Raw genomic sequence first — 25,074 nt, 5'->3', positions numbered from 1 at the left:
CCGGCCCCCCCCGCGGGGGCGCCCCCCCCCCCCCACGACCGTGACGGGGGTTCCAGGGGGTCGCCCCCCTGGGTCAAGCCAGCTTCTTGCCCGCCGACTGGAGGTTCTCGGCGGCCTCGACGATGCGGGCGGCCATGGCGGCCTCCGCGGCCTTGCCCCACGAGCGCGGGTCGTACTGCTTCTTGTTGCCGACCTCGCCGTCCACCTTCAGGACGCCGTCGTAGTTGCGGAGCATGTGGTCGGCGACCGGGCGGGTGAACGCGTACTGGGTGTCGGTGTCGATGTTCATCTTCACGACGCCGTACGACACCGCCTCGCGGATCTCGTCGAGGCTGGAGCCGGAGCCGCCGTGGAACACCAGGTCGAACGGCTTGTCCTTGCCGTACTTGGCGCCGACCGCGTCCTGGATCTCCTTGAGCACCTCGGGACGCAGCTTCACCGAGCCCGGCTTGTACACGCCGTGCACGTTGCCGAACGTCGCGGCCAGGATGTAGCGGCCCTTCTCGCCGACGCCGACGGCCTCGGCGGTCGCGATCGCGTCGCCGGGGGTGGTGTACAGCTTCTCGTTGATCTCGTTGGCGACGCCGTCCTCCTCGCCGCCGACGACGCCGATCTCCATCTCCATGATGATGCGCGCCTTCGCGCACTCCTCCAGGAGCCCGGCGGCGATGTCGAGGTTCTCGTGCAGCTCGACGGCGGAGCCGTCCCACATGTGCGACTGGAACAGCGGCTCCTCGCCGCGCGCGACCCGCTCCTGCGAGATCTTGATCAGCGGACGCATGAAGCCATCCAGCTTGTCCTTCGGGCAGTGGTCGGTGTGCAGCGCGATGTTCACCGGGTACTTGGCGGCGACGACGCGCGCGTACTCGGCGAGGGCGCTGGCGCCCACGACCATGTCCTTGACGGTGGACCCGGACAGGTACTCGGCGCCCCCGGTGGAGACCTGCACGATGCCGTCGCTCTCCGCCTCCGCGAAGCCGCGCAGCGCCGCGTTCAGCGTCTGGCTCGACGTCACGTTGATGGCGGGGAAGGCGAAGCCGTCGCGCTTGGCCTTGTCGAGCATCTCCGCGTAGACCTCGGGCGTTGCGATGGGCATTGTCAGCGTCCTTTCATACGCAGGGTGCCGCCGGGCATCCGGCCGGGCGGTAGCACCACGAACGACCGTCTACCCAGGTGAGCGGCCCGGGTCACACGGTCTCCGGTCTGGCATGCCGTCCGATCTCAGTATCCCGTCGGGGTGCGCGTTCCGCCTAATCGCGAGGTGCGGAAAGGTACGCTCGCGGTGTGGATCTCACGACGATTCCCCTCGACATCACCGAGTGGCTGCATCCGACCGCCTGGCTGCGGCTGTTCGGGACGTTCGCGACGATCGGCGTGCTCGCCATCATCTTCGCGGAGACCGGACTGCTGATCGGCTGCATCCTGCCGGGCGACTCGCTGCTGTTCACGGCGGGGATCCTCACGGCGGTCTCGACCGTCAACGGCCAGGAGTTCCAGTCGCTGTCGCTGCCCTGGCTGCTGGTGGGCGGCCCGGTCGCGGCGATCGCGGGCGCCCAGCTCGGGCACTTCCTCGGCGCCCGCTACGGCCGCCGCCTGTTCGACCGGCCCGACTCCAAGCTGTTCCGGCGGGAGTGGGTCGACAAGGCGGAGTACTACTTCAACCGGTTCGGGCCGGCCCGCGCGGTGCTGCTGGCCCGGTTCATCCCGATCGTCCGGACGTTCCTGAACCCGCTGGCGGGGATGCTGGGCATGGACGCCCGCAAGTTCTTCCTCTGGAACGTGATCGGCGGCGTGGTCTGGACGGACGCGCTGTTCCTGCTCGGCCACTTCCTCGGTTCCGAGGTCCCGGACGTCGAGAAGTACATCCTGCCGGGGGTCGCGGTGATCCTCGTCCTGTCGGTCATCCCGATCGTCCGGGAGATCATGAAGGGGCGTGGCGGTGGCAACGGTCCGAATAAGAATGACCGTGAAGAGTCACGTCCGTCGCTCAGGAGTGACAGTTATCGCTAACCTCCCCATGTGGGACGTCATCGGTCGGACCCTATAGGTCTCGCACGCATCGTGATCGCGGCCATCGCCGTGGTCTTCGCCTTAGCGCTTCTTGTGGTGGGCGGCATCGCACTGGTGAACGCGGTGGCCGGCTCGCCGGACAAGGAGAGCCCCTCGGCGGCCCCGGCCTCCCCGAGCGGCCAGAGCACGTCCTCCCCCGACGCGTCCCCCACCGTGCACACCCCCGCGGCGAGCGTCCCACTGCTGATCCGCGTGACCGGCCAGCCGACCACGGTGATCGTCCGCGTCCCCGACACCGGGCGGGTGCTGACCCAGGGCGTCCACGACACCGGGGAGGTCCTCCAGTTCAAGGAGGACACCCTGGACGTCGTCGCGACGAACGGCGGATCGCTCCAGGTCAGCATCTACGGCAAGCTCCAGGCGGCGAAGCCGCAGGGGGTGCGCGCCACCTGGTACGTGCGCCCGAAGGCCTAGGAGAGGCCGAGGTCGTCGACCGCGTAGGGGTGCCGGTAGGTCAGGCCCTCCTCGGCGATGCGGGCGGCGGCGCCGCGCTCCAGGATCGTCGCGACGGCGACGACCTCGGCGCCGGCCTCGCGGAGCGCCTCGACGGCGGTGAGGACGGATCCGCCGGTGGTGGAGGTGTCCTCGACGGCGAGGACGCGGCGTCCGGCGACGTCCGGGCCTTCGATGCGGCGCTGCAGGCCGTGCGCCTTGCCGGCCTTGCGGACGACGAACGCGTCGAGGCGGCGGCCGCGCGCGGCGGCGGCGTGCAGCATCGCGGTGGCGACCGGGTCGGCGCCGAGGGTGAGGCCGCCGACGGCGTCGTAGTCCAGGTCGGCGGTCTCGTCCAGCATCACCCGCCCGACGAGGGGCGCGACGGCGCCGTCCAGGGTGACCCGGCGCAGGTCGACGTACCAGGACGCCTTCTTGCCCGAGGACAGCGTGAAGTCCCCGTGCACGACGGCCTTGTCCTTGATCTCTCGAAGCAGCTCATCACGATCGCTCACAGGAGGAACCCTATTCATCCCGCGCCGGGCCGCCGCAGCCGCACTGTACGGTTGCGGCGGGAAGGGGGCTCATGACGCCGGGTTCCGTGGTGCTGCTGCACGCGCCGGGCGCCGCCGCGGCGTCCTGGGGCGACATGCCGGAGATGCTGCGCTCGTACGGGATGGACGTGATCGCTCCGGACGTGCCGGACGGCGAGGGGGCCCGCTACGTCGCCCGCGTCTCGCTGATCGTCTCGGCGGCGGGGCCGTCGGTGCCGCTGGTCCTGGCGGCGCACGGCGCGGCGGGGCCGCTGGTGCCCGCGATCGCGCTGGCGCAGCGCGCGGCGCACCGCCCGGTGGGCGGGTACGTGTTCGTGGACGCCGATCTGCCGCGCCCGCCGGGCGCCGCGCACGACCACGATTCGCTGCCGGGGCCGCCGGACTGGCCCGAGGCGCCCTGCGGCTACCTGCGCACCCATGCCGACCGGGCCGCCTTCCCGGACCGGGACGGGACGGTCAGGGAGGCCCGGCTGCGCGGCTGGGCCGTCGTCGAGCACGAGCCTCCCGCCGCCGCGGCCCAGGCGCTCAGCGAGCTGATCACCACGCTCTAGGCCGCGGCGGGCGCCGTCAGGGCGCGTCGGCCTCGGGGGCGTCGGCCTCGACTGCGGGACGGTCGGCGCCGCGCAGCGTCAGCAGGGTGAGCAGCGCGGACGCGAGGGCGGCGGCTCCGCAGACGACGAAGCCGATGGAGTAGCCGTGGCCCACGGCCTCCAGGGCCATGGAGTGGACGGGCTTGAGCGGCGGCGCGGCGGCGGACGCGCTGTTGATGCCGAGCGGGCCGCCTTCGTGCAGCACCTCCATCGCGGCGTGCTTCAGGCCGGCGGGCAGCGGCGAGGCGTCGAGCTTGTCGGTGAATCCGGAGCCGGCGCGGCTGAGGGCGACCGCGCCGATGACGGCGGGGCCGAGGGTGAAGCCGAAGTCGCGCAGCAGGTTGGTGGTCGCGCTGGCCATGCCCTCCAGGTGGTGGGGGACGGTGTTGACGGCGGTCGCGGTGATGGAGGAGACCGTGACGGCGAAGCCGATGCCGACCAGGCCGAGCGGCAGGATCAGCGAGGTCATGGCGCGGTCGCTGATGGGGAGGGTGGCGGTCCAGAAGTCGCCGGCGGCGATGAGGATCAGCCCGCCGCCGGTGAGCAGGCCGGGCGCGACGCGGTGCAGGAGCCGCTCGGTGACCGGCAGCAGCACGAGCGCGAGGCCGTTGAGCAGCAGGAACGCCATGGCGGTGTGCATGGGCTTCTGGTCCTGCGCGGGGCCGAGCCGGATGCTGACCGAGTAGGCGGTGCCGAGGAAGCTGAACATGCCGACGACGGCGACGATCGAGGCGACCGCGAAGGACCGGTTGGCGAACAGGTCGAGGCGCAGCAGCGGGGAGCGGACGCGCAGCTCGGCGGCGACGAACGCGGCGAGGAACAGGGCGGCCAGCACGAACCCGGTGACGACGGGCGCGGAGCCCCAGCCGTCCTCGGGGCCCTGGATGATCGCGAAGAGCAGCGCGAACAGGCCGAGGCCGATGGTGATCTGCCCGGCCGGGTCGAGGGAGCGGCCCTCGGGGGCGCGGGAGTCGCGGGCCAGCAGGGTGCTGACGGCCGCGCTGATCACCGCGAGGACGGTGACGACGATGAACGACCAGCGCCACGACCCGTAGGTGGCGGTGATGCCGCCGAGCAGCGGGGCGAGGAAGCCGCCGGTGGACAGGCACGCGGCCCACAGGGCGATGACACGCGCGCGCTGGGTGCCGCCGCTGGTCCCGGCGGCGAGCATGGCCAGCGAGGTGGGGAACAGCGCGGCGGCGCCGAGGCCGGCGAGCGCCTGGCCGACCCACAGCTGGTGGACGCCGGAGCTGGTGGTGCTGACCAGCTCGCCGACCGCCATGAGCGCGGCGCCGCCGATGAGCAGCCGCTTGCGGCCGAACAGGTCGCCGAGCACGCCGAACGTCAGTTCCAGGACGGCGACGGGCAGCAGGAACGCGTCGGAGATCCAGGTGAGCTGGGAGCCGACGGGGTGCAGGTCCTTCTGGAACAGGCCGTTGAGGGTGGCCGGGATCGCGATGCCGATCTGCGCGAGGCAGACCGCGACGCAGCCGGCGATCAGCGTGCCGCGCGCGAGGGACGCGCCGGACGCGGGCGTGGAGCGGGACGGGGTCTCCGCGGTGGTGGACACGTGGACTCCTGACGGGACGGGGTGGGGTCGGTCGCCGGCGTGGGGCCGGCGGCTCGGGTCGGCGGCGGGGGTCAGCGGCGCGCGCCGACGAGGGTGCCGGGGCGGTAGGCGGTGAAGGCGGCGCCGTCGAGGCCGAGGGCGAGGGCGCTGCGCTGGAGTTGCGCGGCGCCGGTGCCGCTCCAGCGCCCGGTGGTGACCCGGTGCTGGACGGCGTGGACGGCCGCGACGGTCTCGGCGGTGGTGAAGTTGCAGTGGCTCTGCCGGGTGACGTACGCCTGGCGCAGCAGCGCGGAGCGTCCGGCGGCCCGGACCCGTCCGGCGAAGGCGTTCTCCTGCTCGACGGGGACGAGCTGGTCGGACGTGGTGTGCACGTCCAGCAGCGGGACGGCGAGGCCCTGGCCCGCGGTGGAGGTGCGGCGCAGGGCCTGGACGGCGGCGGTGTCGGCGGTGACGCCGGCGCCCTCGGTGAGGCGGGCGAGGTCGCTCCCGAGGTCCAGCCCGGCCGTCCGGTACAGGGCGCGGACCTGCGCGGCGTGCGAGGACCGCCGCAGCAGCGCGGCGTAGTCGACGCCCTTGTTCCAGGAGGTATTGCCTCCGGCGGCCAGTTCGACCTGGTAGCGCGCGGTGGTCAGGAAGGACAGCAGGCCCTGCGCGAACCAGGCGTACTGCTGCTTCTCCTGGCCCGCGTAGTCGTTCCGGGCGGGCGGCCGCTGGTCGGGGGCCCAGTCGGCGAGGTTGAGGTAGGCGGAGGCGAGGGCGATCCGGGCGCGTCCCTGCGGTGTGGCCTGCGCCTTGGTGACGGCGTCGGTGAGCCGCGCGCCGAGCGCCGCGGACTCGGCGGCGTCGGAGAAGCCGACGAGCCGGGTCCCGCTTCCGGGGCCGAGGAGCGCGGCGATCGCGTACTCGGCGTCGAGCTGGTAGTTGTCCAGGTCGACGCCGCCCGCGACGAGGCCGCAGAGGCCGAGCGCGCCGTCGACCCGGCCGGCGCCGTCCCGCGCGATCTGCGCGTTGATCAGGCCGCCCATGGACTGGCCGACCGAGATGACGTGCCGGGGCCGTCCGGCGGCGCCGCGGAACGCGTCGATCGTGGCGAACTGGTCGCGTTCGGCCGAGGCGAGCGCCCACATCGAGCCGTTGGGGTCGTAGGACGAGCCGGCCAGCGCGTAGCCCTCGGCCAGCAGGGCGGTCCGGGCGCCGGGGCTCGGCGCGTCCTGCGCGACGAGGGGCCCGAAGCCGTGGCTGAACAGCAGCAGCGTGCCGTTCCAGCGGGCGGGGACTTCGGCGGTCCAGGCGGCTCCGTCGGCGAGCTTCCCGGAGTAGGCGGTCGTGGACGTGACCGTGGCCGGTGCGGACGCGGACGCGGCGGGGACGGCGGGGGCGAGGGCGAGGAGGGCGCCGGCGGCGGCGAGCCCTCCGAGGCGGCGGGCGTGGCGGGGCAGGGACATGAGCGGCTCCTGATCGGGAGCGTGCCGGAAGGTCGCCGCGAATGTACGGCTGATTCTTGACGGCTGTCAATATTGTGACGAATATCAGGGCATGCGCCGTCGCACGCCGATGATCAGCGGTTTCAGCCGAGGGGGAGGGTGTCCAGGATCCGGGCCGCCTCCGCCGCGGCCGGCCGCTCCCACCGCCCGGCGAGGTCGCGGAAGACCGCCTCCGCGCGCATCGCGGGCCAGCCCTCCGGCAGGTGCTCCGCCGGCAGGTGCGGGTCGCGGCGCACCAGCTCCAGCCAGTCGCTGTGCAGGACGAGCTGCCGCGCGAGGTCGTCGGGCAGCCCGGCCGCCGCGTCCGGGCAGTCCGCGGCGCCCGCCCCCTCACCGCCGCCCGCGGTGTCCCAGCGGTCGAGGAACGCCTGGTAGCGGGCGGCCATCGCGGGCACGTCGAACGCCTGCTCCAGCACGTCCCGCACCTCGGTCGGCGGCAGCACGCTCCCGCCGAAGACGCGGATGTGGGCCTCCAGCCCGAGCCCGGCCACCGCCGCCGCGACGTCGACGGCGCCCGGCGCCACCCACAGCCCGTTCTGCAGCGGCCCGAACCCCGCCCAGATCAGCCGGGACCGCAGGTCGTGCCGCTCGCGCCGCCAGTCCTCCGGCAGCGAGAACCCGACCAGCGTCCACCGGCCGTCCCAGTTCCGGTTCACCACCCCCGCGCGCCAGATCCGCTCCCGGCCGTCCTCCAGGACCTCGGCGGCGTGCGCGGACAGCGCGAAGTACATCTTGCGGCCCTGCCGGTGCCGCTCCAGCAGCCCGCGCTTGACCATCCGGTTCAGCGACGTCCGGACCGCGTGCTCGCCGAGCCCCACCCGGCCGAGCACCTCGATGACGCTGCCCGCCGACACCGCGACGGGACGCCCGAGCACGTGCGCCCCGAAGAACGTGAGCATCAGCGGGCGCGTGCGCGCCTCGGCGGCGGCGGAGTTGGGCATCCCCACAGCGTAAGGGGATCCGGCCTCCGCGCCCGCCCCGCTCGCGGCCCGCTCAGTTCTTGAGGAGGTCGTCCAGGAGCGCGTCGTAGTCGTCCTCGCTGCGGCCGAGGTCGATGCGCGCGCGGTAGCGCAGCCGCAGCAGCGCCTCCAGGCTGTCCTCGGCGAGCGCGACGTCGTCGGGCCCCGGGGTGAACGACTCCTCGCCGGAGACCGGCGGCTCGTCGGGACCGCCGACGCCAGTGCCGACGGCGCGGTCGCGCAGGGCGAGCACCACGTCGGCGCCGCTGGTGGCCCAGTCGTGGGCGCCGGACGCGTCGCCCTGGGCGTACAGCACCTCGGCGACCGTGCGGTACACCTCGGGATCGCGCGGCTTGTCGGCGCGGATCTCGTCGACGAGCGTGCGCGCCTCGTCGGCCCTGCCCAGCTCGAACAGCGCGTCGGCCAGGTAGGCGCGCGGGTCGCCGTACACCTCGCCGCCGTCCTCCATGGCCTTGCGGTACAGCTCGGCGGCCTTGCCGTGGTCGCCGGCGTGCTGCCACTGCTCCCCGGCACGCAGCAGGACGTTGGCCCGCGACACCCCGCCCGTCACCGTCTCGGCCAGCTCGGACAGCCGCTCGGCCGCCGAGATGTGATCGCCGGTGCGCAGGGTGTCGAACTCCAGGTCGTCGAGATCGTCTTCCGTCACATGCGTCACGCTTCAACGCTACCCGCCGGCGGCCGGCCGAAGCGGGCGAATCACTGATGATCGTGCATTACCCGCCCGTATGTGTCCGGGGCGTACCGCCGTCACCTGCGGGAACGTTCGAGGGCGTCCCAGAATCCGCGGCGCAGCGCGTGCCGGACCTCGTCGTGGAGCAGGAAGTCGATGGGCAGCGAGGAGCCCTGCAGCAGGCGTGCCTCCAGGTCGGAGGGCATGCGCGGCTTGCGGGCGAGGACGGCCTCCAGCCACAGCGCGGGCGCGTCCCGTGCGACGGACTCGCCGAAGTCCTGGCCCTCCTGGTGCGCGGCCTTCACGGCGTCCGCGAGGCTCGGGGTGTTCTGCTGCGCGGGGACGGGCGCGATCTGCTGGGGTCCGGTGTAGGGGCCGTGCGGCCGGCTCGACGGCAGCGGCGACGACCCGGACGACTGGGGCGGCAGCGTCTGCGGCGGGGGCGGCGGCGATGGGGACGGCACCGGCGACGACGAGGTGTACTGCGGGCCGCCGAGCGGCGGCGGGCTGGACGCCGGGGCCGGGGCGGGCGCGGACGAGCCCGCCGTGGACGGGGCTTGGAGCGGCGAGGACGGCAGCGGCAGCCCGCCGGAGTTGAGCGAGGACGACGAGCCCAGCGAGGACGACGAGCCGAGGCCGCCGCTCCCCGGGAGGGGCAGCGGCCCGGTGGGGACGCCGGTCCCCCCGCCGCCGCCGAGGCCGGGCGGCCCGGAGGAGCCGAGGCCGGGCGGCCCCGAGGAGCCGAGGCCGGAGGAGCCGGACGAGCCGAAGCCGGACGATCCCGAGGAGCCGAGGCCCGACGCGGCGGGGCTCAGCGGCGGCTGCCCGCCGATCGGGGACGACGGCGGCGGCCCGTTGTGCGCGGTGGTCTGGAGCGGGCCGAGCGGCGCGCCGGCGCCGCCGGGGCCGTGGCCGTTGGAGCCGTGCCCGTTGGACAGCGGGCCCGCGCCGAGCGCGGCGATGCCCGAGGAGCCGGACCCGGACCCGGACCCGGTGTCGACGCCGCTGAGCAGGTTGACGTAGGGGCGCAGGTGGCCGGCGCCGATCTCGATGAGGTCGTCGCACTCCTGGCGCAGCACCCGGGAGATCGTCCAGTTGCCGTCGACGGCGACGTGCACGACGGTGACGCGCATGCCGAAGTCCTGGGCGTCGGAGACGACCTGGGCGAGGTCCTCGTCGCCGCTGACGACGACGGCGTCGGCGAGGGCGCCGTTGCGGGCGAGGGTCATCAGGTCGCGGTGGATCTCGCCGTCGACGCCCTCGCGGCGGCCGGGGCGGATGCGGCCGAGGCGGAGCTTGAGGCCGGGCAGGTCGGCGAGCGCGTCGTGCTCGGGGGCGCGGCGGCCCTCGACGGTGGCCTCGTACCAGTAGCAGCGCAGCAGCGGCATGCCGGTGCGTTCGCGCGCGAGGTTGCTCAGCAGCTGCAGGAGCCCGCCGAAGTCCCACGAGACGGTCTCGCGATGGCGGGTGCCGTGCACCGCCATGGCGCCGTCGGCCAGCAGGTAGCCGGCGTCTACGAACAGCGCGCAGCGATCCATGCGACACCGCCCTTCCTCTACACGGGAGCTCACAGGCCGGCGTAGTGACCTCGGGCGCCTATAGCGTAGTGAAGCCCGTCAGCCCCGTAGGCCAATACGGCGATTCGCACTCTTTCATGGCATACCGCCGGTTCGCGACTCCCCAGTAACAGCAAACTGGGAACCGCGGCGGACGCTACCAGCCGTTGCCGTCCCGCCCCGCCCTTCCCCATGATCTTTACGGGAAGGAGCAGGACGCCGGTTCAGCCGTAGGGTCCCCGCGACCGTGTCTTCAACCGGTCATGGAACCGGCCCTGAAACCGGCTCTGGAACCGGCCTTTGATCCGGCCGTGGAATCGGCCGTGGAACCGGCCGCTCGCGAGGGCGGGCGCCATGACCTGCCGCGGGATGCCCGCAGGCGGGCCCGCGCCGACGTCGACGCGCACCTCGCCGCCCGCCCTGACGTGCCCGGCGCCCGCGACCCGCACGTCCACCAGGGCGCCGTGGCCGCCCGTCCCGACGGTGACGCGGACGAACAGGCCGCGCGGATGCCGGGGCACGGGCCGCGGCAGCGGCGGGCGCACGTGCGGGCGCGGCTTCGGCGGAGTGCTCGCCGGCGGCGCCGCGACGTGCGGTCTCGGGTGCGGAGCGGGCAGGTGCGCGGCGGGCTCCACCACGAGCGGGCGGTGCGGGGCCGGGTGGTGCGGTGCCGGGTGGTGCGGGGCCGGCCGGGGCGGGGCGGGACGCGGCGCGGGCGGCCGCGGGGCCGGCGGCTTCGGCGCGGCCTGCGCGGTGGCCGGCGGGTCCTGCGCGGGCCTGATCGGCTGCTTGTCGGACACGAGCATCATCGCGGCGGCCACCGCGGCCGCCACCGCCATCGCGCCGCCGCCCGCGAGCGCCTGCTGCTGCCGCTTCGGCAGGTGCCTCAGCCAGGTGAACATGCCGCCCTTGGACGCCAGGGCCACGCCGGACGCGGTGCCGAGGATCAGCGGACCCAGCCCCTCGCGCAGCGCCGTGTTGAGCGCGGCGAGCTCGGCGTGCAGTGCCTTGCAGCGGACGCAGCCGTCCAGGTGCCGCTGGATCCGGCGGCTCTCGCGCCCGGCGAGCGCGCCCCGCACGAACGAGCCGAGCTTCTCCAGCACCGGGCGGCAGTCGCGGCGCACCTCCCCGAGGTCCGCGACGTGCATCTGGAGGTAGGCCTGCCGGAGCCCTTCGCGGGCGCGGTAGGCGAGGGCCGCGGCACTGTTGGCGGTGAGGCCGAGCAGCGGCGCGATCTCGGCCGGCCTGGCGCCCTCGACCTCGGTGTGCCAGAGCACCTCCTGCCAGCGGTCGGGCAGCGACCGGTACGCCTGGACGATCATCGAGCGCTCCAGCTCGGCGAGGGCCGGGTCCTCGAAGGGGACGCCCTGGTCGAACTCCTCGATCCGGTCGGTGCGGTGCACCCGCCGGTCGGCGCGCCGCCGGTCGTACACCGAGCGGCGCACGGCGGTGAGCAGGTACGGGCGGAAGCCGGTGTCGGGCCCGGCGCCGCGCCGCAGCACGCCGAGGACCTTGGCGAACGCGTCCTGCACGGCGTCCTCGGCGGCGGCCGGGTCGGACCCGCGGGTCAGGTGCCGGGCGAGGCCGCGCGCCGCCGCGACGTGCCGCTCGTACAGCGTCGCGTACGCCGAGACGTCGCCGTCGCGGACCCGCGAGATGAGCGCCGCGTCCCCGGTCCCGGTGGTGGCGGGCTCCTCCACGTGGCCTCCCTCACGGACGCGCCGTCCTTGGCGGGCTCTTCGCCACCCCGATGCTAGCTCGTTGTGACGCCTTGACCACACATTGTCGCCCAGGTCGTCGCGCGCCATGTTCGATTTCCCGGGAATGGCGTCATGGCGGGGGTGCTCGCGCGTTGGAGGGGCGTGGACGGTTCCCCAGGCCGTCCGCCCGGGGTGCGCCCGTTCCGGCGAGGGGGCTGAACGGGTGCGCCCCGCTCCGTCGGTATGGCCTGGTCAGGGCGGGGACGGGCCGGGCAGGTGGCGGGCGGGGTCAGCGGGCGGGGTCAGCGGGCGATGGCGGCGCGGCCCAGCTCGGTGAGGGCGGTCTCGGTGCGGGGCGTCTCCCAGCGGACGGTGCATTGCCGGCCGGTCAGCTCGACCGTGGCGATGGCGTTGTCGAACCAGGGCCCTTCGGTCATCCGCCACCGCAGCGGCGGCGCGGGCACCTTCGCGAGCTTGGCGAGCGCCCGGAACGCCCCGCTGACGCCGCGCGCGGCCGCGATGCGGTTGGCCCGGCGGATGGTGCCGTTCAGCGGGTTGCGCAGCGGCGAGCAGATGATCTGGGTGATCTCCGACGCGGTGTCCGGGGCGGTCACCCGGGACAGGCACGAGTAGTGGATGTCACCGGAGAGAAAGGAGATGCTGGCCGGGGCGGGACCCCGTTCTCCCTTACCGACGGCGATCACGTCCTGCGCCACCTCTCGGAAGGAGCGCTCGAACGCCGCCCAGTGCTCCAGGTCGGCGGCCTGCCGGACCTTCTCCCCGAGGGCGGCGGCGCGTGGCCCCCACGCGCCGCCCGCGACGGCCTCGTTCCACGACTCGGCGTGGTGGATGGTGCGCGGCAGCAGGTAGGGCAGCGAGCTGGCGATGAGCAGGTGGTCCATGCCGCCCTGGCACTGCTCGTCGAGCCAGCGGAACTCCTCGTCGTCGAGCATCCCGCGGCGGTCGGAGGTCAGCAGCCGGGAGCAGCGGCTGTCGACGACGACGAGCCGGGTGCCGCCCCAGTCGTGCGCGTAGCTCCACCGCATCGTCTCGGGCCGCTTGTCGGCGCGCTCCGCGAACTCGTCGAGGACCTCGCCCGCGTCGCCGCCGTCCTCGGACGCGGCGCGCACCGCCGCGAGGACGGGGTCGGACGCCCGGTCCTCCGGCGACATGTTCCCGAGGTGCTGGTAGATCCAGTAGGAGCCGATCCCGCCGGTGATCCGGGCCCGCCACCACGGCTGCGCCCACATCTGCTCGCGCCACGCGTACGAGGTGTTCCAGTCGTCCCGGATGTCGTGGTCGTCGAAGATCGTGAAGGTGGGGACGGTCGACAGCAGCCACCGGACGGCCGGGTCGTCGTGCCAGGCCAGCTTGTACAGGTGGGTGTAGTCCTCGAAGTCGGCGGCCTCGTCGACGGGCGGCTCGTCCGCCGCGCGCCGGCCCCGGATGAACTCCTTCATCTCGTCGCTCAGCTCGTCGGCGTAGACCTGGTCGCCGACCATCAGCAGGACGTCGGGCCAGGTCGCGCCGTCGCCGCCGTCCTTGAGGCGGTGCGCGAACGCGGCGAGCGCGTCGTGCCCGAACTCCTCCGGGGTGCCGGGGGAGCGGCGGCACGACCCGAACGAGATGCGCAGCGTCCCCTCCGGGTCGAGGGTCCGGATCTGGCTGGGCGGGTCGTCGGAGCCGGGTTCCGGCCAGACCGTCTCGCCGTCGATGACCACTTCGTAGGGGACGCGGGCGCCGGGTTCGAGGCCGTCGACCTCCACGACCGCGTAGTGGTGGCCGTGCGCGGTGAACGTGCGGGCGCCCGCGTCGACCCCGTGGTCTGCGGCGACCACGCGGACCTCGCACGGGCGGTCGGTCTCCACCCAGATCGTCGCGGTGCGGGCGCTCACGTGGCGGAGGTGGGGGCCGAGTGCCAAAGCGGTCATAGAAGGTCTCTCTAGCGGAACCCGGCGCTTCGCGTCCACCCGTTGCGGCCAGTGCCCCCTGCGCTCAGCCCCCTTGCCTCAGCCCCTTGCCTCAGTGGCCGCCGCCGTCAGTGCTCGCCGCTGTCGAGGAACGCGGCTTCGGTTTCCGGGGCGAGCCCTACGACGGGACGGTCCGGACGCTGCGGCGCCTGCCCGCCCACGGATCGCAGCCAGGTCCAGGTGTCCTCGACGGTCTCCGCTATGGGACGGCATTGCAGGCCCGTGGCGAGCGCCTTGGCGACGTTGCCCTGGTGCATCGTGTCGTGGTCTTCACCTGGCGGCAGCCAGATGGGGAGCTGCGTCCACGGTTCGATGCCGGCCTTGAGGATCGCCTCTGGGGAGGTCCACACGAACTCCGCGTCGGAGCCCGTCGTGCGGGCGCATGCGGTGAGGAGTTCGCCCATCGTGGTGTGGCCTGGCGGGCTCACCAGGTTGTAGGGGCCGCCTAGGCGCTGCTCTATGGCGCCCAGGGTCCAGGCGGCCAGGTCGCGGACGTCGATGTACTGGAGCGGCAGGTCGCGCGGGCCCGGTGCCAGGACGCGTCCCGCGCGCGCGACGCGGTTGAGCCACCACGGCAGGCGTCCGATGTTCTCGTGGGGTCCGAGTATCAGGCCCGCGCGCACAAGTAGGGCGTTGTCGCCGAACGCGTCGATCGCGGCGAGTTCACCGCCGCGCTTGTCCTCCGCATAGGCGACCTGACCGTCGTCCTTGGAGCCCTCTACGACGGCTGCGCTCTCGTCCATCCCGGGGCCCGTCGGGTACGCGTAGACGGACCTGCTGGAGATGTAGACGTACCGGCCGACGCGCCCTTTCAGGAGCCGGGCCGCGTCGCGGACGACGGACGGCGCCGCCGACCAGGTGTCGATGACCGCGTCCCACTCCCCGGTGGCGAGCGGCGCGAGGCCGTCCTCCGTGGTGCGGTCGCCGTGCAGGGCCGTCACGCCGTCCGGCGGTTCGTGGCGGCCCCGGTGGAAGACCGTCACGTCCCAGCCGCGCGCCAGCGCCGCGTCGGTGATGGCGCGCCCGACGAACTCGGTACCGCCCAGCATCAGGAGTCTCATGACGCGAACTGTACGGTCCGTACGCTACGTACGGAAGCGGTGCACGCTCCCGGCGAAATCACCGGCCCCGGCCCGGCTCGGCGCCGATGCCCCGGAGCAGCGTGTCCACCACGAGCGACGCGAGGGCCGCCACATCCTCGGTCTCGCGCGCCGTGCTGGCCTCGTAGAGCAGCGCGTAGTACACGCGCCGCGCCCACAGCAGGTCGACGTCGTCCCGCAGGAGGCCGTCCTCCCGGGCCCGCAGGAAGAGGTCGTCGCACTTCGCGGCGATCTCCGCCTGCACGCGGACGACCTCCGGATCGGACGACCGCCCGGCCCGGGTCATCGCGAAGCCCCAGCCGATCTTGACCTGCAGGACGTTCGCGGTGACCTGGTGGAGCGTGACGAGCGGCGGCGTGCTCCGGCTCGGCGCGGCGTCGACGGCGTCCGCGAGGCGCCCGACGGCCCACGCGGTGAGCGCGTCGATCAGCGCGTCGCGGGTCGCGAACCGCCGGTGCACGGTCGTCCGCGCGACCCCGGCCGCCTCGGCGATCTGCTCCATCGTCGCCGCCGGGTCCGCGGACAGGACCCGCTCGGCGGCCTCCAGGATCGTCCGCACGGTGCGCTCCGCGTCCGCGCGCAGTGGTCTGCTCACCCTGGAAACAGTACAGCAGAGTCCTGGTTGGCTCGATACTTGCAACATCAGTGTTGCGTGTTATAGCTTCATTGCGTCATCAGTGACGCACTAAGGAGATTTCCATGGACCTGCGACTGGCCGGCAAGACCGCCGTGGTCACCGGCGCGAGCAAGGGCATCGGCCTCGCCGCCGTCGAGGCGCTGACCGCCGAGGGCGTGCGCGTCGTCGCGGCCGCCCGCACCATCACCCCGGCGTTGAAGGAGACCGGCGCGATCACCGTCGCCGCCGACCTGTCCGCCCCCGACGCCCCGGCCCGCCTGATCGAGACCGCGATCGCCGAGCTCGGCGGCATCGACATCCTCGTGAACAACGTCGGCGGCGGTGACGGCGACGGCAGCGTGGGCGGCTTCCTCTCCTTCGACGACGCCGCTTGGCAGGGCACGTACGAGCTGAACCTGTTCACGGCCGTGCGAACCACCCGTGCCGCGCTGCCGAGCCTGCTGGAGCGGTCGGGGGCGATCGTGAACGTGTCGTCCAACGGCGCCCGCCTTCCGCACGCCGGCCCCACCCCGTACACGACCGCCAAGGCCGCGCTCACCGCGTTCGGCAAGGCGCTCGCCGAGGAGTTCGGGTCGCGCGGCGTCCGCGTCAACACGGTGTCGCCGGGCGTCACCCGCACCGCCCTGTGGGAGAGCCCGGACGGCTACGGCGCGGGCCTCGCCGGGGCTCTCGGGGTGTCCCACGAGGACCTGCTCGCGGGGCTGCCCGGCTCGACCGGCATGGTCACCGGACGGCTCGTCGAGCCCGCCGAGGTCGCCGCGCTCATCGCCTACCTCGCGTCCCCGGTCGCCGGGAGCACCACGGGCACCGACCACCTGATCGACGGAGGCGCGGTCAAAACCGCCTGAGGAGGGATAACGTCGAAGTGTGGGCTTCGACATCGTCCGCGACCTGCCGCCCGCACTCCACGACAGGGCCGCCGCCTGGACCTTCATCAGGGAGTTCGCCGCAGGCTGGGGCCTGCCGCTCGGCAGGGAGGACGGCACGCCCGAGGCCGAGCTGGCGGAGGCCGAGGACCGGCTCGGCCTCCGGCTGCCCGCCGCCGTCCGCGAGGCGTACGCGCTGCTCGGACGCCGGCCCGACCTGCACAGCAACCTCGACACCCTGCTGAGCCCCGGCGAGCTGGTCGTCGAGCACGGCGCCCTGGTCTTCCGCGAGGAGAACCAGGGCGCGGCGCTATGGGGCGTCATGCTCGGCGACCTCGGCCGCGACGACCCGCCCGTCCACGTCCGGCAGGACCTGGCCGACAAGTACGCCGAGCTGTGGGAGCCGTGGACGGACCGGTTCTCGCCCGCCGTCCTGGAGATCGTCCTGGCGGAGTCGACGCAGGGCCCCGAGGAGCTGTGCGACGCCCGCGACCTCGCCCCGGGCGAGGACGACGAGCTGGCCCGCCGCTTCGCCCTCGTCCCGTTCCCGTCGGAGAGCGGTCAGAACTTCTACACCGCTCCGGGCGTGCTGCTGTCCGACGGCGGCGGCGCCTGGCTCTCCGTCCGCGCCCGCGACCCCGACACCCTCGACCGGTTCCGCGCCGCCTTCCCGGGCGACTGGGTCAACGCCTGAACTCCCGCCGGCCCGGTCGCGCGTCCCCGGCGAGGTGCGAACCCGTCCACAGCGGGTCGTCGCCGCCCGCCGCGAGATGCTCCTCGTACATCGCGACCTTGCGCGAGACGAGGTCGAGGCAGCCGTGCAGCTCCGCGATCCGCTCTGCGACGCGGTCCTGGTGGTCGCGCAGGAGCGAGAGCCGCGCCTCCACGGTCGCCGTGCCCTCCCGCACCAGCTCCGCGTACTCACGGATCATCGGCAGCGGCATCCCGGACGCCCGCAGCCGCGTGCACAGGTACAGCCACTCCAGCTCCGCCTCGCCGTAGACGCGCTGCCCGCCGACGCGCCGCACGGGCATCGCGAACAGCCCTTCCTTCTCGTAGAAGCGCAGGGTGTGGACGCTGAGACCGGTGCGCTCGGCGACCTGTCCGATGGTGAGGGGCATGCCCACGAGCTTGCCCTAGAGCCGGCTCTAGCACCTACCGTCCGGCCCATGACCGTCACCTTGATCACCGGCGGCTCCGGCGGCATCGGCGCGGCCGCCGCCCGCCTGCTGCTGGAGCGCGGCCACCGCGTCGCCGTCACCGGCCGCGACCGCGACCGCCTCGACCGCTTCGCGAAGAGCTGCGGCGCCCCCGCCGACCTGCTGCCCCTCACCGCCGACGCCGCCGACCCCGAGGCCGTGCACGCCGCGGTGGACGCCACCGTCGCCCGGTTCGGGCGGCTGGACGCGGCCGTCGCCAACGCCGGAACCGCGGCGTCCGACAGCGTCGTCGACGGCGACCCCGCCCGCTGGCGGGACATGGTGCTGACCAACGTCCTCGGACCCGCCCTGCTCATCCGCGCCGCCGCCGGAGCGCTGAAGGCCACGCGCGGGCGGATCGTCCTCGTCGGCAGCGTCGCCGGTCTCGTCCACGCCCCCGGGTCCCTCTACGGTGCGACGAAATGGGCCCTGACCGGCCTCGCCGAGAACACCCGCCGCGCCGTCACCGGCGACGGCGTCGGCGTCACCCTGATCGCGCCGGGCAGCGTCGAGACCGCCTTCTGGGACACGCTGGGCGGCGTCCCCGACGGCCCCATGCTCACCGCCGGGCAGGTGGCCGAATCCATCGCCTGGGCCGTCGCGCAGCCGCCCGGCGTGGACGTCAACACCGTCACCATCCGCCCCCTCGGCCAACCGGTCTGACCAGGCCGGCGGGCTCGTCGAGCCACACCCGCCGGCCGTGCGCGCCACCGTGAGCCCGAAGCGCCCCAGCGCACCCACTGGAAGCAGGCGGCCTCCGGCCCGCCACCCCGCGTGTGGAGTCAACAACTCCAGGAACCGCAGATCCACGTTCGGCGCGGACAGCGACGACGTCTGCATGCGCGGAACGTTCATCATTTCCCCCGCTTCCCGCCGCCCTTGCCGGGATCCGCCGGCGGCCTCGGCGCGAACGCCGCGCCGAGCAGGATCCCGAGCACCAGCGACACCGTCATGGCGCCCCCGATGATCAATGCCATCGATTCGAGGTAGTCCTGCGACGAGGTCATGCCGCCCCGCCCAGCTCGACCCGCACGATTTTTCCCTTTCCCGGTCTTTTCTCCACCGTCCATCCCCCGGAAAGGCAGGCCACCAAGGGCAGCCCCCGTCCTCCGAGGTCGCCGAGCGCCGGATGGCGCATCTCTGGAAGTTCATCACTTCCGTCCCACACCTCAATAACCGGACAGCTCCCGGAAAGGCGGCAAACAACCTTTATCGTGAGGTCGCCGCCGGCCCGCTCGGACGCCGTGATCGCGTTGGTGACCAGCTCGGACACGACCAGCCGTGCCATGTAGTCGTCGCCCAGCTCCCAATGCGCCCACGCCACCGAGACGAGCTGCCGCGCCTCCCGCGCCGCCTCCGGAATCGGTTTGAGGCAGCACTCGAAAGCGTCCGCCAAGCCGTCCACTTCCCGATCACCGCCGTTCTGTGAATCTTTCCGAGTTCCACTCCAAGGGTGAATGTCTCGGGCTACGTTGGTCATGGATCTGGTCAACGAGAGACAAGATCGAATCCGGAGGGAGTGCGATGACGCGCCGAGAAGAGCTCGACCCGACGTCCTCGCTGTGGGACCTGTTCGCCGTCTACCTGCACGTTCTCCGGACGAAGCGCGGCCTGTCCTGCGCCGCCGTCGGCCGCGAGGTGAGCGCCGCGCGGCAGACTGTCTCTCACTGGGAGTCCGGCCTGCTCCGGCCCGACGAAGATCAGATCCGCGGCCTGGACGCCCTGTACGGGACGGGCGGCCTACTGGAATGGATCGCCTTCCACGCCGAGATCGTCCACGACGCCCGCTGGCAGATGCAGCACCTGCAACTCGACGGCAGAGCATCCAGGATTCGGCTGTACGAGCGGTCGTTCATCCCTGGCCTTCTTCAGACGCCCGAGTACGCACGGACCTTGTTCACGCTGGAGGGGATCGTCGACGACGTGGAGGGCGCCGTCGCCATGCGCATGGCGCGGCAGGAGCGCCTGCACTCGGCTGACCCACCGCACCTGTCGATGCTGATTGATGAGGACGTGATAGACCGGGTCATCGGCGGGACCGAAGTGATGTCCAGGCAGCTGGAGCATCTCTTGAAACTTTCCGAGATGCACCACGTCATCCTGCGAGTCGTGCCACGCGGCCAGGGCTTCCACCATGGACTCATCGGGCCTCTGAAGATCATGACCGTCGGCCGCGAGCTGATCGGCTTCACGGAGGCGCCACTGGGTGGAAAGCTGATACGCGGCCCGAGAGAGGTCGAGCAACTCGCGCTGCGGCTCGACCGCATCGGCGCGGACGCTTTGAACCGCGCTCAGTCGAGAGACGTCATCCGGCAAGCATTGGAGTCGTTGACATGACCGGTCAATGGCGAAAGTCCACGCGCAGCAGCGGGACGCATGGAGGCACCGAATGCGTCGAGGTGGCCGTGCTGGTGGGCGGGGTCGGGGTGCGGGACAGTAAGGATCCGGACGGCGGGCACCTCACCGTCGACCACGCGTCCTTCACCGCGCTCCTCGTCCGAGCCAAGGCAGGTGCCCTCAACCTCCGGTAAGCCGACTCGGCCCTGAGTGTGGGACGTCATCCGGCGAGCATTGGAGTCGTTGACATGACCGGTCAATGGCGGAAGTCCACGCGCAGCAACGGAACGCATGAGGGAAGTAACTGCGTCGAGGCGGCCGCGCTGGAGGCGGGCGTCGGTGTGCGCGACAGCAAGGACGCGGACGGCGGGCACCTCACGCTGGACCGCGCGTCCTTCGCCGCTCTTCTCGCTCGCGTCCGGAGCGGTGCTCTCGACCTGGCGTAGTCCCCTTCGGGGTTAGTGGCACCACAGCTTGATGGCCTTGACCGCCCGCTCGGTCTCCGCCACGGAGATGTCCCTGGAGCCGGAAGAGAGCTCTGCCCTCGCGAACTCGATGAGCGATGACCCGTAGGTGGGGCCGCCCAGGATGCCCTTGCAGATCCGGTCGGCGTGTTCCATGGCCAGTTCCTTGTCGTGGCCCAGACCGGGGTTGAGTTGCGCGGCGATGGCCAGATAGGGCGCCTTCTGCTCCGCCGTCGGCTTCGGCACGCGCACGCTGGTCACCGATCTGGTCGTCTGAACGGCCGCTGGAGCGGGGCCGTCGTCGCTTTCGCCGCTACAGCCGGCGGAGAGCAACGCCATCACCACAGCCGCGCCGATGCGGCCTCCTCTTGCAACCATGGGCCAGTACCTTAGGGGGCTGCGAGCGGCCAAGGGCGCGAAGAACATGGTCGATGACGCGGATTCGTTGCACTCCGCCGACACCGAGACGCGGGGCTCGCGGGTTCCTTGCTTGGGGTGTGGGGTGGGCGCATGCTCTTGGGCATGTCTGAGGTGCCCTCTCGTTTGTCCGCCGTGACGCTCGGCGCTCGGGGCATGGCCGAGTTGCGCCGGTTCTATCGTGGTCTGGGATGGGAGGAGCTCCCGGCCAGCGACGACAATTGGGCGGGCTTCCTGCTCGGCGGGGTGCTGCTCACGCTGTATCCCGCGGATCTTCTGGCGGCCGAGGCGGCTGGCGGTGCTCCGGCCCCTGCCGGGTGGTCGGGGATCACGCTCATCTGCAATGTGGACGAACGTGAGCAGGTGGATCCCGCGTTCGCGGCGGCAGTGGCGGCCGGAGCCACGGTGGTGGCGGAACCGGTGGACCGGTCCTGGGGCGGCCGCTCGGCGTACTTCGCCGACCCGGAGGGCAACCGCTGGGAGATCGCCTGGGCGCCGGGCCTGCGCCTCGACGCCCGCGGCGCCGTGACCGGCCTCGGAGGCTGAGCGCCCCTGCGAGGACCCGTCCCGGAGAGCGGGACCGTGGGGTGGGGCGGGAGGCGGGGCGCGCAGACTCGGGCGCTATGGGTGCGCAGCGGAGCGAGTGGTCCGATCGGCAGGAGATCCACGATGTGGTCCTGCGGTACTGCCGCGGGATCGACCGGCTGGACTTCGGGCTCGTCCGGTCGGCCTACCATCCGGACGCCGTCGACCATCACACCGGCTTCGACGGGTCCGTGGAGGAGTACCTCGCCTGGGTCGAGCCGAAGCTGCGCGCCCGGCGCGGCGGGACGATGCACATTGTCGCGAACCACCTGGTCGAGCTGCTCGGCGACACCGCGATAAGCGAGACGTACGGGACGTCGGTCCACTGGGGCGAGCCGTCCGGCGACGCGCGGGCGAACTTCACCAGCGGTGTGCGGTTCGTCGACCACATGGCGTGGCGGGACGGCCGGTGGGCGATCGCCGAGCGGTGGGCCGTCCGGGAGTGGACGAGGTCCGACGCGGGACGGCTGATGCCGAAGGAGGCCGCGGGCCCGTCGGGCACCAGGGACGGCGACGACCCCCTGATCCGGCTCCAGCGGAGCCTGCGCGGGACGGAGGCGGGCGCGTGAAGGCGGGGATCAGCTCGCCGATCGTGGCGCTCGCGGGGCGGCGCCCGGCGTGGGAGGCCGCGGCCGGGACGGCCGAGCTCGTCGGGGTGGCGCAGGCCGCCGACCGGCTGGGGTACGCGTTCATGACGTGCCCGGACCACGTGGCCGTCCCGCCGGGGCTGCCGCGCGGGGAGCGCTTCTACGATCCGCTGGCGACGTTCTCGTTCCTGGCGGGGCTGACCACCCGGCTGCGGTTCCTGCCGTATGTGCTGGTGCTGCCCTTCTACCATCCGTTGGAGATCGCCAAGCGGTACGGGACGCTCGACCACCTCAGCGGCGGGCGGCTGGTCCTGGGGCTCGGGGTCGGGAACCTGAAGGAGGAGTTCGACCTGCTCGGCGTCCCCTTCGAGGACCGCGGGCCGCGCGCCGACGACGCTCTCGCGGCGCTTCGGGCGGCGCTGTCCGGACGGACGGTGTCGTACGAGGGGCCGTACTACGCGTTCCGGGACATGGTGATCGACCCGCACGCCGTGCAGGAGCGGGTGCCGCTGTGGATCGGCGGGCACAGCGAGCGGGCCCTGCGCCGCGCGGTCACGCTCGGGGACGGCTGGGCGCCCGCGCCGCAGTCGTTCCGCGGGCCGACGCCGGAGCTGATGCGGGAGATGCTCGACCGGCACGACCTGCCCGCGGGCTTCGACGTCGTCTTCACCCCGGGCGAGCGGCTCGACGCCGTCAACGATCCCGGCCGGGCCCGCGAGGTGATCGCCACGGCGGAGGAGGCGGGCGCGACGCAGATCAACCTGACGGTGCGGCACGAGTCCCTCGCGCATTACCTGGAGCAACTGGAGGCGTTCGCGGAGGCGGCCGGGCTCGACCGCGAGGCGTGAGCGGGCGGGCGCCGAAGCTTATTGGACATGGGGTCTCCCGGAGGCGGCGGAACTGTCCGATGATCTGTCCGGCGCATCCCTCGGAGAGCGGAGTCCCCCATGCGACGGCGCATCGCCTGCACCCTGGCCCTCGCCGGACTGGCCCTCGCCGCCACCCCGGCCGCTTCGGCGGCGGAGACGTGGCAGCAGACCTCCCGGCAGACCTACTACCTCACCGACGCTCTGCAGCGGTCGCAGGGCATCGCGACGGACGGCACCACCTGGTACTTCTCGTGGAAGTTAGGGCTCAGCCGGGTCACCCTGGACGGCCGGACGGTGCTGGCGAACAACCCTCTCGCCATCCCCGCGCAGCTCTCCGCGCTCGGCGCGAACCACATCGGCGACATCGACTACTACAACGGCAAGATCTACGCGCCGATCGAGGACGGCAGCGACTACCGGCACCCCTACATCGCGCTCTATGACGCCACCACGCTGACGTACACCGGCACCGCGTACGCGCTGCCGCTCAGCGTGCAGCCGGACGGTGCGCCCTGGGTCGCCGTGGACGCGGCGCGCGGCTACGTCTACTCGTCCGCCTACAACCCGACGCCTGCGCTGAACGTCTACAGCCTTGCGGACCTGCACCTGGTCAAGACCGTCCCGCTCAGCACGACGATCGGCAGCGTCCAGGGCGCGAAGATCTACCAGGGCGACCTCTACGCGTCCTCGAACAACGACGCCAAGTCCATCTACCGGATCGACCCCGACACCGGCCAGGTCACCGACGTCTTCGACCGCGCGTCGTCGCTGCCCTCCGGCTCGGAGACCGAGGGCCTGGCGTTCCTCCCGACCTCGGACGGCGCGCAGATGCACGCCCTGGACGCCGTCTCCGGGCGGCTCGCGACGTACCTCTACAACTACCGCCAGACCACGTCCTGACCGCCTTCATGCCCCGCCGCCTTCCCGTCGGCCAGGGAAGGCGGCGGGGGTGTCGCGTTCGTCAGCTGGCCGCGAGCGCCTCTTCGGCGGCCTTCAGCTCCTCCTCGGGGTCCAGCATGCGGGAGAGCATGTCGAGGTCGTCGGTGTCGTAGCGCGACCTGACGTCCTCCCACCAGCTCGCGGCGGCGATGCTCAGCAGGTCGGCGGCCTCATCGTGGCGTCCGGTCCGGTTCAGGACGAGGCCGTAGTATCCCGCCGTCTCGGTGCCGAACGCCTCGTCCCGGCCCTCTTCCCAGGCCCTGCGCAGGTACGGCTCGGCCTCCTCGTACTTGCCGCCCTGGGCGAGGGCCTTGCCCGCCATCATCGCGTACAGCGCGCTGCCGCCGTCGGCCGCGCGGACGTACCACCGCTCGGCCTCCTGGTAGTCGCGGTGGTAGTCGGACAGCCAGGCCATGGCGTTGCAGGCGCCGCGGTCACCGGCCTCCGCCGCGACCCGCGTCCAGTGGTCGCGGCGGACCGGATCGCCCAGGGTCCGGTAGAGCTCCCGGAGATCGGCGGCGGCCGCCGCGTCGCCGGCCAGCGCCGCGGGTTCGTACCAGCGGACCGTCGAGCGCTCCGCCGCGTCGCACCACTCGTAGAGCATCCTCCCGTACGCGTACGACGCCTGGACGTCTCCGGCCTCGGCGCGTTCGCGCAGGTCGGGCAGCCGGCGCAGATCCTGGTCGGGCGGTACCTCGTCCTCGTCGCGGAGTTCGGCGAGGAGGGCGAGGCGCTCGGCGACGGCCTCGTCCTCGGGATCGAGGCCGCCGAGCCGTGCCTCCGCCTCGTCGAGGCGGCGTTGCAGCAGGTACATCCTGGTGAGCCTCAGCCCCCCGGCCTTGTGTCCCGCGTCGGCGGCGAGGGCGTACCAATGCTCGGCCTCGGCGAGGTCGCCGCGCTCCTCGTGGAATACGCCCAGGACGTAGGACGCGCCGGTGTACCCCGCCGCATGGGAGCGCAGGAGCAGGTCGCGGGCCTCGGCCCAGCGGTCGCCGGCGCACTGCCGCTCAAGGAAGATCGCGTGCTCCACGAGCGCCCGCGGGCTGAGCGTCCCGGCCCTGCGGAGGTACTCCTCGGCCTCGGCCGTCAGCCCGGGGTAGTCCTTGAACTCGCGGTCCATGCCGTCGAGCGGCGCCAGGGCCTCCGCGGCGGCGTCGCCGTCCCCGGTCTCCTCCGCCGTGTCGAGGGCGGCGGCGATCCCGTCGAACGTCTCGCGGACGCCCTCGAAGAGCCGCACCCACCGGAACACCGCGATGTCCCCGATCCCGGCGTCCTTCATCAGGAACGCGGCCGCCTCCGCCGGCTTCCCCTCGGCCGCGAGGAGCCCGCCCAGCTCGATCTTGCAGTCGAGGCGGCCCATGTCCCAGCCCTCCCGGAACCACCGGGCCGCCTCCGGGTCGCCGTTCTCCTTCAGCAGGACGGCCAGGCCGTACGCGCAGCCGGAGTGGCGGTCGGCGGCGAGCCGGTAGGAGCCGCTCGGCCTCCGCGCGGTCGCCGC

The 25,074-nt window shown here is 73.0% G+C and carries 29 protein-coding genes; 13 read left to right on the top strand and 16 right to left on the bottom strand.

The features are described 5' to 3' along the window. Window positions 1–73: 73 nt before the first annotated feature. Window positions 74–1,096 carry a class II fructose-bisphosphate aldolase gene (gene fbaA / locus ABT299_RS11340; RefSeq protein WP_433145521.1) on the bottom strand — a complete coding sequence of 341 codons (1,023 nt, stop codon included), beginning with the start codon at window positions 1,094–1,096 and terminating at the stop codon, window positions 74–76. A 188-nt stretch (window positions 1,097–1,284) separates the two neighbouring features. Here fbaA and ABT299_RS11335 point away from each other — a divergent pair, with 188 nt between their 5' ends. Together ABT299_RS11335 and ABT299_RS11330 are read left to right on the top strand one after the other, a co-directional pair. Next, on the top strand, window positions 1,285–2,010 hold the full coding sequence (locus ABT299_RS11335) for a VTT domain-containing protein (protein WP_190850820.1): 726 nt from the start codon (window positions 1,285–1,287) through the stop codon (window positions 2,008–2,010). A gap of 51 nt (window positions 2,011–2,061) precedes the next feature. Further along, window positions 2,062–2,484 (top strand): hypothetical protein, encoded by a 423-nt coding sequence (locus ABT299_RS11330; protein WP_387024584.1) that lies wholly within the window; start codon window positions 2,062–2,064, stop codon window positions 2,482–2,484. Here the strand turns inward: ABT299_RS11330 and pyrE are convergent. Next, window positions 2,481–3,017, bottom strand: a complete 537-nt coding sequence (gene pyrE, locus ABT299_RS11325; RefSeq protein ID WP_387024582.1) for an orotate phosphoribosyltransferase — start codon at window positions 3,015–3,017, stop codon at window positions 2,481–2,483. The genes ABT299_RS11330 and pyrE overlap by 4 nt on opposite strands. Before the next feature lie 71 nt (window positions 3,018–3,088). Between pyrE and ABT299_RS11320 the strand changes: the two genes are divergently transcribed. Beyond that, entirely contained in the window at window positions 3,089–3,607 is a 519-nt protein-coding gene (locus tag ABT299_RS11320) for a lipase family protein (protein WP_500250585.1), read from the top strand. Window positions 3,608–3,623: 16 nt separating this feature from the next. On the opposite strand, the gene ABT299_RS11315 is transcribed toward ABT299_RS11320, so the two are convergent. The 9 genes from ABT299_RS11315 to ABT299_RS11275 form a co-directional block, all read right to left on the bottom strand. Continuing rightward, window positions 3,624–5,216, bottom strand: a complete 1,593-nt coding sequence (locus tag ABT299_RS11315) for an MFS transporter (RefSeq protein ID WP_500250584.1) — start codon at window positions 5,214–5,216, stop codon at window positions 3,624–3,626. A gap of 71 nt (window positions 5,217–5,287) precedes the next feature. Further along, a complete protein-coding gene (locus tag ABT299_RS11310) occupies window positions 5,288–6,661 on the bottom strand; it encodes an alpha/beta fold hydrolase (protein WP_500250583.1) in 1,374 nt (457 codons plus the stop codon). 122 nt (window positions 6,662–6,783) lie between these two features. Next, window positions 6,784–7,641 (bottom strand): PaaX family transcriptional regulator, encoded by an 858-nt coding sequence (locus tag ABT299_RS11305; RefSeq protein WP_433145539.1) that lies wholly within the window; start codon window positions 7,639–7,641, stop codon window positions 6,784–6,786. A 52-nt stretch (window positions 7,642–7,693) separates the two neighbouring features. Continuing rightward, window positions 7,694–8,335: a tetratricopeptide repeat protein gene (locus ABT299_RS11300; RefSeq protein ID WP_347256479.1), complete on the bottom strand. Its 642-nt coding sequence runs from the start codon at window positions 8,333–8,335 to the stop codon at window positions 7,694–7,696. Between the two features lie 92 nt (window positions 8,336–8,427). Continuing rightward, window positions 8,428–9,888 (bottom strand): NYN domain-containing protein, encoded by a 1,461-nt coding sequence (locus ABT299_RS11295; protein WP_500250582.1) that lies wholly within the window; start codon window positions 9,886–9,888, stop codon window positions 8,428–8,430. A 242-nt stretch (window positions 9,889–10,130) separates the two neighbouring features. Next, entirely contained in the window at window positions 10,131–11,606 is a 1,476-nt protein-coding gene (locus tag ABT299_RS11290) for a sigma-70 family RNA polymerase sigma factor (RefSeq protein WP_500250581.1), read from the bottom strand. 302 nt (window positions 11,607–11,908) lie between these two features. Further along, entirely contained in the window at window positions 11,909–13,537 is a 1,629-nt protein-coding gene (locus tag ABT299_RS11285; protein WP_500250580.1) for an alkaline phosphatase D family protein, read from the bottom strand. A 107-nt stretch (window positions 13,538–13,644) separates the two neighbouring features. Further along, window positions 13,645–14,637: an SDR family oxidoreductase gene (locus tag ABT299_RS11280; protein ID WP_500250579.1), complete on the bottom strand. Its 993-nt coding sequence runs from the start codon at window positions 14,635–14,637 to the stop codon at window positions 13,645–13,647. Window positions 14,638–14,695: 58 nt separating this feature from the next. After that, on the bottom strand, window positions 14,696–15,271 hold the full coding sequence (locus tag ABT299_RS11275; RefSeq protein WP_500250578.1) for a TetR/AcrR family transcriptional regulator: 576 nt from the start codon (window positions 15,269–15,271) through the stop codon (window positions 14,696–14,698). Window positions 15,272–15,375: 104 nt separating this feature from the next. Between ABT299_RS11275 and ABT299_RS11270 the strand changes: the two genes are divergently transcribed. After that, window positions 15,376–16,161, top strand: coding sequence for an SDR family NAD(P)-dependent oxidoreductase (locus ABT299_RS11270; protein WP_500250577.1), 786 nt, complete (start codon window positions 15,376–15,378; stop codon window positions 16,159–16,161). A 19-nt stretch (window positions 16,162–16,180) separates the two neighbouring features. Beyond that, a complete protein-coding gene (locus ABT299_RS11265) occupies window positions 16,181–16,873 on the top strand; it encodes a hypothetical protein (protein ID WP_500250576.1) in 693 nt (230 codons plus the stop codon). Here the strand turns inward: ABT299_RS11265 and ABT299_RS11260 are convergent. After that, window positions 16,863–17,300 carry a MerR family transcriptional regulator gene (locus ABT299_RS11260; protein WP_500250575.1) on the bottom strand — a complete coding sequence of 146 codons (438 nt, stop codon included), beginning with the start codon at window positions 17,298–17,300 and terminating at the stop codon, window positions 16,863–16,865. The genes ABT299_RS11265 and ABT299_RS11260 overlap by 11 nt on opposite strands. A 48-nt stretch (window positions 17,301–17,348) precedes the next feature. Here ABT299_RS11260 and ABT299_RS11255 point away from each other — a divergent pair, with 48 nt between their 5' ends. Beyond that, on the top strand, window positions 17,349–18,041 hold the full coding sequence (locus ABT299_RS11255) for an SDR family oxidoreductase (protein WP_500250574.1): 693 nt from the start codon (window positions 17,349–17,351) through the stop codon (window positions 18,039–18,041). Window positions 18,042–18,232: 191 nt separating this feature from the next. On the opposite strand, the gene ABT299_RS11250 is transcribed toward ABT299_RS11255, so the two are convergent. After that, on the bottom strand, window positions 18,233–18,385 hold the full coding sequence (locus tag ABT299_RS11250; RefSeq protein WP_500250573.1) for a hypothetical protein: 153 nt from the start codon (window positions 18,383–18,385) through the stop codon (window positions 18,233–18,235). Continuing rightward, on the bottom strand, window positions 18,382–18,783 hold the full coding sequence (locus ABT299_RS11245) for an ATP-binding protein (protein ID WP_190850780.1): 402 nt from the start codon (window positions 18,781–18,783) through the stop codon (window positions 18,382–18,384). Before ABT299_RS11245 ends, ABT299_RS11250 begins: the two co-directional genes overlap by 4 nt. A gap of 119 nt (window positions 18,784–18,902) precedes the next feature. On the opposite strand from ABT299_RS11245, the gene ABT299_RS11240 reads away from it, so the two are divergent. Genes ABT299_RS11240 through ABT299_RS11230 form a run of 3 tightly spaced genes read left to right on the top strand, consistent with a single transcriptional unit; the run spans window position 18,903 to window position 20,161 of the window. Continuing rightward, window positions 18,903–19,715 carry a helix-turn-helix domain-containing protein gene (locus ABT299_RS11240; RefSeq protein WP_500250572.1) on the top strand — a complete coding sequence of 271 codons (813 nt, stop codon included), beginning with the start codon at window positions 18,903–18,905 and terminating at the stop codon, window positions 19,713–19,715. Further along, complete coding sequence (locus tag ABT299_RS11235) at window positions 19,712–19,909, top strand: DUF397 domain-containing protein (protein ID WP_500250571.1); 198 nt, start codon at window positions 19,712–19,714, stop codon at window positions 19,907–19,909. The genes ABT299_RS11240 and ABT299_RS11235 overlap by 4 nt, the downstream gene beginning before the upstream one ends. Before the next feature lie 54 nt (window positions 19,910–19,963). After that, on the top strand, window positions 19,964–20,161 hold the full coding sequence (locus ABT299_RS11230) for a DUF397 domain-containing protein (RefSeq protein ID WP_500250570.1): 198 nt from the start codon (window positions 19,964–19,966) through the stop codon (window positions 20,159–20,161). 12 nt (window positions 20,162–20,173) lie between these two features. On the opposite strand, the gene ABT299_RS11225 is transcribed toward ABT299_RS11230, so the two are convergent. Beyond that, window positions 20,174–20,440, bottom strand: coding sequence for a hypothetical protein (locus tag ABT299_RS11225; protein WP_500250569.1), 267 nt, complete (start codon window positions 20,438–20,440; stop codon window positions 20,174–20,176). A gap of 261 nt (window positions 20,441–20,701) precedes the next feature. On the opposite strand from ABT299_RS11225, the gene ABT299_RS11220 reads away from it, so the two are divergent. The 4 genes from ABT299_RS11220 to ABT299_RS11205 all read left to right on the top strand — a co-directional run bounded on the left by ABT299_RS11220 (window position 20,702) and on the right by ABT299_RS11205 (window position 23,537). After that, a complete protein-coding gene (locus ABT299_RS11220; RefSeq protein WP_500250568.1) occupies window positions 20,702–21,142 on the top strand; it encodes a VOC family protein in 441 nt (146 codons plus the stop codon). Window positions 21,143–21,219: 77 nt separating this feature from the next. Beyond that, window positions 21,220–21,750 carry a nuclear transport factor 2 family protein gene (locus ABT299_RS11215; RefSeq protein ID WP_190850766.1) on the top strand — a complete coding sequence of 177 codons (531 nt, stop codon included), beginning with the start codon at window positions 21,220–21,222 and terminating at the stop codon, window positions 21,748–21,750. Beyond that, window positions 21,747–22,616, top strand: coding sequence for a TIGR03619 family F420-dependent LLM class oxidoreductase (locus tag ABT299_RS11210; protein WP_500250567.1), 870 nt, complete (start codon window positions 21,747–21,749; stop codon window positions 22,614–22,616). Before ABT299_RS11215 ends, ABT299_RS11210 begins: the two co-directional genes overlap by 4 nt. 99 nt (window positions 22,617–22,715) lie before the next feature. After that, window positions 22,716–23,537 (top strand): YncE family protein, encoded by an 822-nt coding sequence (locus ABT299_RS11205; protein ID WP_387024542.1) that lies wholly within the window; start codon window positions 22,716–22,718, stop codon window positions 23,535–23,537. 61 nt (window positions 23,538–23,598) lie between these two features. Here the strand turns inward: ABT299_RS11205 and ABT299_RS11200 are convergent, their stop codons facing one another. Then, window positions 23,599–24,936 carry an SEL1-like repeat protein gene (locus ABT299_RS11200; protein WP_500250566.1) on the bottom strand — a complete coding sequence of 446 codons (1,338 nt, stop codon included), beginning with the start codon at window positions 24,934–24,936 and terminating at the stop codon, window positions 23,599–23,601. Between the last annotated feature and the right edge of the window lie 138 nt (window positions 24,937–25,074).

Source organism: Spirillospora sp. NPDC000708 (assembly GCF_040299565.1).
Taxonomy (GTDB): domain Bacteria; phylum Actinomycetota; class Actinomycetes; order Streptosporangiales; family Streptosporangiaceae; genus Spirillospora.
Note: the sequence above shows the minus strand (reverse complement) of the source record. Positions and strands in the feature narration are given on the sequence as shown.

Excerpts from the sequence above, each read along its gene's own strand:
- fbaA (WP_433145521.1), bottom strand. The coding sequence starts at position 1,096 with ATGCCCATCGCAACGCCCGAGGTCTACGCGGAGATGCTCGACAAGGCC.
- ABT299_RS11250 (WP_500250573.1), bottom strand. The coding sequence starts at position 18,385 with ATGACCTCGTCGCAGGACTACCTCGAATCGATGGCATTGATCATCGGG.
- ABT299_RS11295 (WP_500250582.1), bottom strand. The coding sequence starts at position 9,888 with ATGGATCGCTGCGCGCTGTTCGTAGACGCCGGCTACCTGCTGGCCGAC.
- ABT299_RS11260 (WP_500250575.1), bottom strand. The coding sequence starts at position 17,300 with ATGCCCCTCACCATCGGACAGGTCGCCGAGCGCACCGGTCTCAGCGTC.
- ABT299_RS11310 (WP_500250583.1), bottom strand. The coding sequence starts at position 6,661 with ATGTCCCTGCCCCGCCACGCCCGCCGCCTCGGAGGGCTCGCCGCCGCC.
- ABT299_RS11240 (WP_500250572.1), top strand. The coding sequence starts at position 18,903 with ATGACGCGCCGAGAAGAGCTCGACCCGACGTCCTCGCTGTGGGACCTG.
- ABT299_RS11235 (WP_500250571.1), top strand. The coding sequence starts at position 19,712 with ATGACCGGTCAATGGCGAAAGTCCACGCGCAGCAGCGGGACGCATGGA.
- ABT299_RS11320 (WP_500250585.1), top strand. The coding sequence starts at position 3,089 with ATGACGCCGGGTTCCGTGGTGCTGCTGCACGCGCCGGGCGCCGCCGCG.
- ABT299_RS11200 (WP_500250566.1), bottom strand. The coding sequence starts at position 24,936 with ATGGGCCGCCTCGACTGCAAGATCGAGCTGGGCGGGCTCCTCGCGGCC.
- ABT299_RS11280 (WP_500250579.1), bottom strand. The coding sequence starts at position 14,637 with ATGAGACTCCTGATGCTGGGCGGTACCGAGTTCGTCGGGCGCGCCATC.
- ABT299_RS11270 (WP_500250577.1), top strand. The coding sequence starts at position 15,376 with ATGGACCTGCGACTGGCCGGCAAGACCGCCGTGGTCACCGGCGCGAGC.
- ABT299_RS11205 (WP_387024542.1), top strand. The coding sequence starts at position 22,716 with ATGCGACGGCGCATCGCCTGCACCCTGGCCCTCGCCGGACTGGCCCTC.
- ABT299_RS11220 (WP_500250568.1), top strand. The coding sequence starts at position 20,702 with ATGTCTGAGGTGCCCTCTCGTTTGTCCGCCGTGACGCTCGGCGCTCGG.
- ABT299_RS11305 (WP_433145539.1), bottom strand. The coding sequence starts at position 7,641 with ATGCCCAACTCCGCCGCCGCCGAGGCGCGCACGCGCCCGCTGATGCTC.
- ABT299_RS11215 (WP_190850766.1), top strand. The coding sequence starts at position 21,220 with ATGGGTGCGCAGCGGAGCGAGTGGTCCGATCGGCAGGAGATCCACGAT.
- ABT299_RS11255 (WP_500250574.1), top strand. The coding sequence starts at position 17,349 with ATGACCGTCACCTTGATCACCGGCGGCTCCGGCGGCATCGGCGCGGCC.
- ABT299_RS11230 (WP_500250570.1), top strand. The coding sequence starts at position 19,964 with ATGACCGGTCAATGGCGGAAGTCCACGCGCAGCAACGGAACGCATGAG.
- ABT299_RS11285 (WP_500250580.1), bottom strand. The coding sequence starts at position 13,537 with ATGACCGCTTTGGCACTCGGCCCCCACCTCCGCCACGTGAGCGCCCGC.